This window comes from Sphingopyxis sp., from assembly GCF_025869345.1.
Lineage (GTDB): Bacteria > Pseudomonadota > Alphaproteobacteria > Sphingomonadales > Sphingomonadaceae > Sphingopyxis.
Window position 1 is genome coordinate 1 of sequence record NZ_JAOZVW010000135.1, and the last position, 4,750, is coordinate 4,750.

General features: G+C 69.7%; 5 protein-coding genes. 1 reads left to right on the forward strand and 4 read right to left on the reverse strand.

All coding sequences use genetic code 11. The features are described 5' to 3' along the window. Positions 1 to 61: 61 nt before the first annotated feature. The 4 genes from thiL to hisG all read right to left on the reverse strand — a co-directional run bounded on the left by thiL (position 62) and on the right by hisG (position 3,583). Positions 62 to 994: a thiamine-phosphate kinase gene (thiL, locus tag OJI97_RS14530; RefSeq protein ID WP_297664625.1), complete on the reverse strand. Its 933-nt coding sequence runs from the start codon at positions 992 to 994 to the stop codon at positions 62 to 64. 201 nt (positions 995 to 1,195) lie between these two features. Beyond that, complete coding sequence (nusB, locus tag OJI97_RS14535) at positions 1,196 to 1,645, reverse strand: transcription antitermination factor NusB (protein ID WP_297664627.1); 450 nt, start codon at positions 1,643 to 1,645, stop codon at positions 1,196 to 1,198. Continuing rightward, entirely contained in the window at positions 1,642 to 2,940 is a 1,299-nt protein-coding gene (gene hisD, locus OJI97_RS14540) for a histidinol dehydrogenase (RefSeq protein WP_297664628.1), read from the reverse strand. The genes nusB and hisD overlap by 4 nt, the downstream gene beginning before the upstream one ends. Continuing rightward, complete coding sequence (gene hisG, locus OJI97_RS14545; RefSeq protein ID WP_297664629.1) at positions 2,927 to 3,583, reverse strand: ATP phosphoribosyltransferase; 657 nt, start codon at positions 3,581 to 3,583, stop codon at positions 2,927 to 2,929. The genes hisD and hisG overlap by 14 nt, the downstream gene beginning before the upstream one ends. 38 nt (positions 3,584 to 3,621) lie before the next feature. Here hisG and OJI97_RS14550 point away from each other — a divergent pair, with 38 nt between their 5' ends. After that, positions 3,622 to 4,701: a DUF2332 domain-containing protein gene (locus tag OJI97_RS14550; RefSeq protein WP_297664630.1), complete on the forward strand. Its 1,080-nt coding sequence runs from the start codon at positions 3,622 to 3,624 to the stop codon at positions 4,699 to 4,701. Positions 4,702 to 4,750: the final 49 nt, after the last annotated feature.

Consider the following 4,750-nt stretch of genomic DNA (forward strand, 5'->3'; position numbering starts at 1 on the left):
GTAAACCGCCCTGGATTGCTTCGCTTCGCTCGCAATGACGAAGGACTTCAGAATCCGGAACCTAATGCATGAACCCCAGCCGTTCGGGCAGCGCGATCCGCTGCGCCCGGTGGACCAGCGTGATCCCCTCGCCCACCCCGGCGTGGCCGATCGGCGTCACCGCGACGCCGAGTCCCGCCGCGATCTCGCGGACCGCCGCCGCTGCGCCCGGATCGGCCGCGAACAGCAGTTGATAGTCGTCGCCCGCCGTCGCCGCCGCGAGGCGCGTGTCGAGGACGTCGGGGCGCACCGCGAGCAACGCCGCCGACAGCGGCACCGTCTCGACCATCAGCGTGACCTCGCAGCCGCTCGCCGCCGCCATGCGCCCGGCGTCGATCAGCAGGCCGTCGGAGACGTCCATCATCGCATGGACGTGCGGCACCAGCGCCTGCCCCAGCGTCAATTGCGGCTGCGGGCGGCTGTAGGCGGCGAGACAGGTTTCGTTGGCCTCGACCTCGCCGAGCCGCATCGCGAGGCCGACCCCGGCGTTGCCGATCGTCCCGCTGACCCAGAGCTGGTCGCCGGGGCGCATCCCCGACCGTGACGGCACGCCTTCGGCCGGCGCGCGGCCGATCGCGGTGAGGCCGAAACTGCGCGGCGCGCCCGCGGGAACGCCGACGGTATCGCCGCCGAGCAAGGGCAACCCGAAACGCCGCAGCACGATGTCGAGGCCGTCGGCAAAAGCGGCATCCCAGTCGGCATCGTCCGCCAGGCTGTAGCCGAGCAGCACCCCGACCGGCACCGCGCCCTTCGCGGCGAGATCGGAGAGGTTCACCGCGACGAGTTTCCACGCAACGTCCTGCGGGCGCTCGTCGGGGAGGAAATGGACGCCCTCGACGATCATGTCGTGGGTGAGGACAAGGCCCTCGAACACCGCGACATCGTCGGCGAGCCCGCGCGCTGCGGGATCGGTCGCGATGCCGCGCAGGCGGGCGATGAAATCGGCTTCGGTCATTACGGAAATCGTAATGGATCGTGCGCCGGTATAAAAGACACCGCAGAGGTGTGTCCCCGCGAAGGCGGGGATCCAGAGCGCATTTGCGCAACCGTTCGGCTCATTTCCGCTCTGGGTCCCCGCCTGCCCGAGGGGCAGTTTATCCTGAGCGCCGCCGCAGGCGGCGTCGAAGGGCGGGGACATACGCGGTTGACGGGAGCGTTATTTCGCCCGCACGTCCTTGCCGATCGCGTCGAGCAGGCCGTTGGCGAATCCCGCCTCGCGCCCGTCGAAGAAGGCTTTCGCGACATCGACATATTCGCTGACCACCGCGCCCACCGGCACGTCGCCGCGCGCGATCAGTTCATAGGCGCCGGCGCGCAATATCGCCTTCATCGTGCGGTCGAGCCGGTCCATCGTCCAGCCGCTCGCCAGCCGGGCGGTGATCGCGGCGTCGACCTCGTCCGCACGGGCGAGCGCGCCCTTCACGATATCGTCGAAGAAGGGGACGTCGGCGTCGGCATATTCGGCGTCCTCGATGATCTTGCCGATGCGGTGCTGATGAAACTCGTGGACGAGCTGCGCGACCGGCGTGCCCTCCATCTCGTGCTGATAGAGCGCCTGCACGGCGGCAAGCCGGGCGGCGGAGCGGGATTGGGCGCGTTTGTTCATGGCTGTTTCAATCTGTTCTGGACGCTGAGCGCATGGGCGGGCAGCCCCTCGGCCGTCGCGAGCGCGACCGCGGCGGGGCCGATCACCGCCAGCGCGCCCTCGTCGAGGGCGAGGAAGCTGGTGCGCTTCATGAAATCGGTGACCGACAACCCGCTCGAAAAGCGCGCGCGGCGGCCGGTGGGGAGGACGTGGTTGGGACCCGCGACATAATCGCCGATCGCCTCGGGCGTCTGGCGGCCGAGGAAGACCGAGCCCGCGTGGCGCACCTTGGCGAACAGCGCGTCGGCCTCGGCCGCATCGACCGCGAGTTCGAGATGTTCGGGCGCGAGCCGGTCGCAGAGCGGAATCGCGTCGGCCAGCGTGGGCACGACGACCACCGCGCCATTGTCGGCCCAGCTCGCCTCCATCGTCGCCGCGGTCGAGAGCGCCGGAATGACCTCGGCCGCCGCCGCCGCGACCGCATCGGCGAACGCGGAATCGTCGGTGAACAGGATCGACTGGCTCGTCGGGTCGTGCTCGGCTTGGCTGAGCAGGTCGGCGGCGATCACATACGGTTCGTTCTTCGCGTCCGCGACGACGACGATCTCGCTCGGCCCCGCGACCATGTCGATGCCGACGACACCGTAAAGCTGGCGCTTGGCCTCGGCGACCCAGGCATTGCCGGGGCCGGTGACGACGTCGACCGGCGCGATCCTGTCGGTGCCATGGGCAAGCGCGGCGATCGCCTGCGCGCCGCCGACGCGCCAGATTTCGTCGACCCCGCCGATATGCGCCGCCGCCATCACGACCGGGTTCGTCGCGCCGTCGGGCGTCGGCGTGACCATGACGATGCGTCCGACCCCCGCGACCCTGGCGGGCAGGATGTTCATCAGCACCGACGAGGGATAAGCGGCGCGCCCGCCGGGGACATAGACCCCTGCGGCATCGACCGCGCTCCAGCGCGCGCCGAGCCGCGCCCCCGCCGCGTCGCGATAGTCGCGATCCTCGGGACGCTGCGCGGCGTGGTAGGCGCGGATACGCTCCGCCGCGAGGTTCAGCGCGTCGCGCAATTCGGGCGCCAGCGCATCATAGGCGGCGGCGCATTCCTCCTTCGAGATGCTCCAGCCCTGCGCGTCCAGATCGAAGCGGTCGAACCGCGCGGTATAATCGGCGAGCGCCGCGTCGCCCTCGGCCTTCACCCGCGCGACGATGGCGGCGACGTCGGCCGACACGTCCGACGCGCTCTCGCGCCGGTCGTTCACCAGCGCGTCGAACGCCGCCGCGAAACCGGGGTCGGAGGCGTCAAGCCGCCGCATCGGCGACGGCCTCGCGGAATTTCTCGACCAGCGCGGGCACCTCGGCCGAGCGCAGCTTGAACGCGGCGCGGTTGACGATCAGCCGCGCGGAAACCTCGCTGATCACCGTCTGCTCGGCGAGCGCATTCTCGACCAGCGTCCGCCCGGTCGAGACGAGGTCGACGATATGCGAGGCGAGCCCCAGCTTCGGCGCAATCTCCATCGCGCCGTTGAGCTTGATGCATTCGGCCTGAATCCCCTGCCCCGCGAACCAGCGGCGCGTCGTCGCGGGATATTTGGTCGCGACGCGGATATGGCTGGACCCGATTCCCGGCGGCTCGCTGCCCGCCGGTCCCGCGAGCGACAGGCGGCAATGGCCGATGCCAAGATCGACCGGCGCGTAAAGCTCCGAATAGTCGAACTCATCGATGACGTCCGACCCGACGATGCCGAGCTGCGCCGCGCCATGCGCGACGAAGGTCGCGACGTCGAAGGCGCGGACGCGGATCAGCGAGATATGCGGCTGGTTCGTCCCGAACACCAGCGCGCGGCTCTTCTTGTCGAAGAAATCCGCCGCGGGCTCGATACCGGCGGCCGCGAGCAGCGGCAGCGCCTCGTCGAGGATGCGTCCCTTGGGGATGGCAAAGATGATCGGTTCGGGCATAAGCGCCGTGCCTTTAAGCGGCGACGGGAGAAAGGGCAATGAGCGAGCGTTACGAGTTCATCGACATGGGCGCGACCGGCGCCGACGCGGTGCGCACCGCCTTCGCCAACCAGGTCGCCTATTGCCGGTCGAGCGAAGCGCCGGTGACGGCACGGATCGTCGCGGCGCTCGCGACCCTGCTCGACGCGCCCGCGACCGGATTTGCCCGCCGCATGGCCGAATGGCAGGGCGCGCCGCTCGCCGATGCGCTGCCGCTGCGCGCCGCGGGCGGGCTCCATGCGCTCCACCTCGCCGGCGCCGCGCCCGAACTCGCGCCCATCTATGCCGATGCCGAGGATATCAACGACGCCGCGATCGTCGCCGGAGTCGTGGTGCGGCACGAGGCGTTGCTGCTCCCGTGGCTCGACGGGCCGCCGCAGACCAACGAGGCGGGGCGCTCGTCGAATTTCATCGCGGCGATGCTGTGGCTCGCCGATCAGGGTCTGCCGCCGCGCTTCGACTGTATCGAGATCGGGTCGAGCGCGGGGATCAACCTGATGATCGACCGCTATCATTACGACCTCGGCGGGGTGCAGGTCGGACCCGAGCCGGGCGCCATCGCTTTCACCCCCGATTGGCGCGGCGTCCATCCGCCGCAGCATGGGATCGAAATCGCGGGCCTCAAGGGCTGCGACGTTGCCCCGGTCGACCTCACCGACCCCGCGCAGGCGCTGCGGCTCAAGGCCTATATCTGGCCCGAACATCATATCCGCTTCGCGCGGATGGAAGCGGCGATCGCCACGGCGCGCGAGAAGAAGCCGAATCTCGTCCGCGCCACCGCCGCCGACTTCGTCGAGGCCGAACTCAAGAAGCCGCAGGCCGCGGGGACGACGCGCGTCCTGATGCATTCGATCGTCTGGCAATATGTCCCCGAGGACCAGCAGATGCGGGTGACGACCGCGATGGAGGAAGCCGGCGCCGAGGCCACCCCCGACCGCCCGCTCGCCTGGATCGCGCTCGAAGCGAATCGCGCCGCGCATCATCACGAACTGGTCGTGCGCCACTGGCCGGGCGGCGAAGCGGGCCGCACCCTCGCCCGCTCGCATCCGCATGGCGCTTGGGTGGAGTGGATGGGGTGATACCCTCCAACTCCCTCGTCATTGCGAGCGAAGCGAAGCAATCCAGAGT

Bases quoted from the DNA above. Each gene is read 5' to 3' on its own strand.
- thiL (WP_297664625.1), bottom strand. From the start codon at position 994: ATGACCGAAGCCGATTTCATCGCCCGCCTGCGCGGCATCGCGACCGAT.
- nusB (WP_297664627.1), bottom strand. From the start codon at position 1,645: ATGAACAAACGCGCCCAATCCCGCTCCGCCGCCCGGCTTGCCGCCGTG.
- hisD (WP_297664628.1), bottom strand. From the start codon at position 2,940: ATGCGGCGGCTTGACGCCTCCGACCCCGGTTTCGCGGCGGCGTTCGAC.
- hisG (WP_297664629.1), bottom strand. From the start codon at position 3,583: ATGCCCGAACCGATCATCTTTGCCATCCCCAAGGGACGCATCCTCGAC.
- OJI97_RS14550 (WP_297664630.1), top strand. From the start codon at position 3,622: ATGAGCGAGCGTTACGAGTTCATCGACATGGGCGCGACCGGCGCCGAC.